Raw genomic sequence first — 3227 nt, forward strand, 5'->3', positions numbered from 1 at the left:
ACGGCCCGCCAACGTCACCTACAGCGGCAACGCCATCCCGATGGCCCGATACGCCTTCCCCGAAGTCACGTGAAACAGGGAGGCCGTTCGAGCGGAGAACCCTCCGGGAGAGGGGAGCGGGGGTCCGGGATTCACCGGCTCACAACGGAGGCGCCATTGACCCCGCGTTCACGAGCCCTGCCGGAAATCATCCTTCCTGCACCTGCAGCGATCCCGGGGCCATCGTGCTGATGATGCGCTCCAGGTCGTCGATGGTCGCGAACTCCACCACGATGCGCCCCTTACGGCGGCCGAAGTCGACCTTCACCCGGGTCTCGAAGCGGTCGGAGAGACGGTCTGCCAGCTGCCGGAGGACGGGCTCCTCGGTGGGCTTCGCCCGAGGGGTTCGCGGGGCCGGTGCCGGTGCCGCCTTGGCGTCGCCCACGGCGACGATCTCCTCGACCGCGCGGACCGACAGCAGCTCGGCAACGATCCTGCGGGCGAGATGCTCCTGGGCGGCGGGGTCGTCCAAGCGGAGCAGGGCCCGCGCGTGTCCCGCGCTGATCGTGCCGGCCGCGACACTGAGCTGCACGCCGGGCGGCAACTTCAGCAGGCGGAGCGTGTTGGTCACGTGGGAGCGGGAGCGGCCGATGCGGGTGGCGAGCTGCTCGTGGGTCGCGCCGAAGTCGTCGAGCAGTTGCTGATAGGCCGCCGCCTCCTCCAGAGCGTTGAGCTGCTCGCGCTGGAGGTTCTCGATGAGCGCGTCAAGCAGGAGCTTGTCCTCCTGAGTGCTCCGCACGATCGCGGGGATCTCGGAGAGGCCGGCGAGCTTGGAAGCGCGCCAGCGGCGTTCGCCCATGACCAGCTCGTAGCGCCCCTCGCCTGTCGCGCGCACCACGACCGGCTGGAGCAGGCCGACCTCGCCGATCGAGGTGGCCAGCTCCCTCAGGGCCTCCTCGTCGAAGACGTCGCGGGGCTGGCGCGGGTTGGGCGCGATGTCGTCGACGGGGATCTCAAGGAAGTAGGCGCCCGCGACCGGCTTGGGGCCGGGCTGCTCCGGCACCATCGGCTCCGGGGCGACCATCGTCACGGTCATCGACACGGGTGCCTCGGCGACGACGGCAGGGCCCGTCGGGATGAGGGCCCCCAGTCCCCTGCCCAGCCCTCTCGGCTGCTTACTCACTGCCCCTCCCGAGGCTCAAGATGCCGCCCTCATTCGCGGTACTCATACGGCCACACCGCGATAAGCGATCTCACGAGCGGCGTCCATGTAGGCCATCGCGCCGCTGGAGCCCGGGTCGTACGTCATGACCGACTGACCGTAGCTCGGGGCCTCGGAGACGCGCACGCTCCGGGGGATCAACGTGCTCAACACCGTCGCGCCGAAGTGGGAACGGACCTCGTCGGCCACCTGGGAGGCCAGCCGGGTGCGTCCGTCGTACATCGTCATGAGAATGGTGGAGAGGTCAAGCGTGGGGTTCAGATGGGCACGGACCAGATCCACGTTTCTCAACAGCTGCCCAAGACCCTCCAGCGCGTAGTACTCGCACTGGATGGGAATCAGCAACTCGTTTGCGGCCATCAACGCGTTGACGGTGAGCAGGCCGAGCGAGGGAGGGCAGTCAATGAGGATGTAGTCGAACTCAACGGCGTCGTACGCGGTCAGCGCGCGCTGCAGGCGAGCCTCACGGGCGACCATAGAGACCAACTCGATCTCGGCACCGGCCAGGTCGATCGTGGCGGGAGCACAGTAGAGCCCCGGCATGTCCGGGACCTCCTTCACCACCTCCGCGAGCGGCATGTCCTCCACGAGCACCTTGTACATGTCCGGTACGTCACCGCGGTGCTCGACGGCCAGGGCCGTCGAGGCGTTGCCCTGGGGGTCGAGGTCGACCACGAGCACCCGCTGGCCATGCATGGACAGCGCTGCCGCCAGGTTGACCGACGTGGTGGTCTTACCGACGCCGCCCTTCTGGTTGGCGACGGTGAAGATCCGGGTTTTGGGAGGGCGGGGCCAATCTCCATCTCGGACCCCGGTGGAACCTCCGGGAGCGGCGGTCTTCCGGGTCGATGTTTCACGTGAAACCACTGAGCTGAGTGCCTCTCGTACCAGCGGCGAGTCGCCGGGATTAAGGGGGGTCTGGGTCACGGTCGTCGTCCTTTCAACCGGCCTGACTACGGCACCGGGAGCCGGTGCCGGCCAACCCAGACCGGAAAGGCGTCCATGTGGCAAAGCGGCCGGATCCTCGGGCCAGCCGAGACCGCTCGTCGCGCTGGCAATCGCACCTGTACGGTCGTCCACTGGCCTCGTACTCGCTTTGCTCGGTTTGTCTACTGGCCTCGCGCTACCTGCCTCGCGAGGCGCGATCCTTCCGGCGAGCGGTCTTCCGCGCTCCTTCTGGAGCTCGACCGGCGACCACCCGGATGAGAGTTGTGGGCGGCTCGACCTTACCGTGCCCGACCGATGTGAGCTCAGCGGTTTGGACCCCACTCGACCGCAATTGCCGTTCGGCGTCCGCCAATTCCTCCGCGGCGCGCTCGCCCTTCATGGCCAGCAGTTCGCCCCCCTCGCGCAGGAGGGGAAGCGCCCACTTCAGCAGGCGGTCGAGCGGTGCCACCGCACGGGCGGAGGCGACGTCGAACTCCCGCCTGCCCGCGAACTCCTCCGCCCGGCCGCGCAACACCTCGACGTTGCCGAGCTTCAGCGACTCCACGCACTCCTCCAGGAAGACCGTCCGGCGAAGGAGCGGCTCCAGGAGGGTGACGGTGATGTCCGGCCGTACGATCGCCAGGACCAGGCCCGGCAGTCCGGCACCGGAACCGATGTCGACCAGGCGCGCGCCTGCGGGCACCGCCTCGGCGACCACCGCGCAGTTGAGCAGGTGGCGGTCCCAGATGCGCGGCACCTCCCGCGGGCCGAGCAGCCCGCGCACCACCCCGGGGCCGGCCAGCAGTTCCGCGAACGCCTCCGCCCTGGCCCAGGCGTCACCGGCGAACACCTCGCGCGCGACCTCGGGCGGCTCAGGGATCTGGTCACTCACTCGACGCTCACTCTTCCCTCGGAAATGTCGGGGTCAGGCCGGTCTTAAGGCTAACGGCCCGCCTCGACGGCACCGCACAGCGCGGGTCCCGAACTCGTATGCCACCGCCGACATCGTACGGAACAGGCCTCGAAAAAAGGCCGCCGCCCCTGGCGCACCCACCTCCACCCCCCAGCGGGAGCGTGACCGACCCTCCCGAGCTCACGC

General features: G+C 69.0%; 3 protein-coding genes. All 3 read right to left on the reverse strand.

Annotated features, from left to right (window positions below):
- Positions 1-187 precede the first annotated feature (187 nt).
- Positions 188-1162, reverse strand: coding sequence for a ParB/RepB/Spo0J family partition protein (locus ABZ260_RS48935; protein WP_355632231.1), 975 nt, complete (start codon positions 1160-1162; stop codon positions 188-190).
- 42 nt (positions 1163-1204) lie between these two features.
- Positions 1205-2128 carry a ParA family protein gene (locus ABZ260_RS48940; protein ID WP_350913716.1) on the reverse strand — a complete coding sequence of 308 codons (924 nt, stop codon included), beginning with the start codon at positions 2126-2128 and terminating at the stop codon, positions 1205-1207.
- Positions 2129-2324: 196 nt separating this feature from the next.
- Positions 2325-3020 (reverse strand): 16S rRNA (guanine(527)-N(7))-methyltransferase RsmG, encoded by a 696-nt coding sequence (rsmG, locus tag ABZ260_RS48945; RefSeq protein ID WP_350913718.1) that lies wholly within the window; start codon positions 3018-3020, stop codon positions 2325-2327.
- Positions 3021-3227 lie beyond the last annotated feature (207 nt).

The organism is Streptosporangium sp. NPDC006013 (assembly GCF_040614275.1).
Taxonomy (GTDB): domain Bacteria; phylum Actinomycetota; class Actinomycetes; order Streptosporangiales; family Streptosporangiaceae; genus Streptosporangium.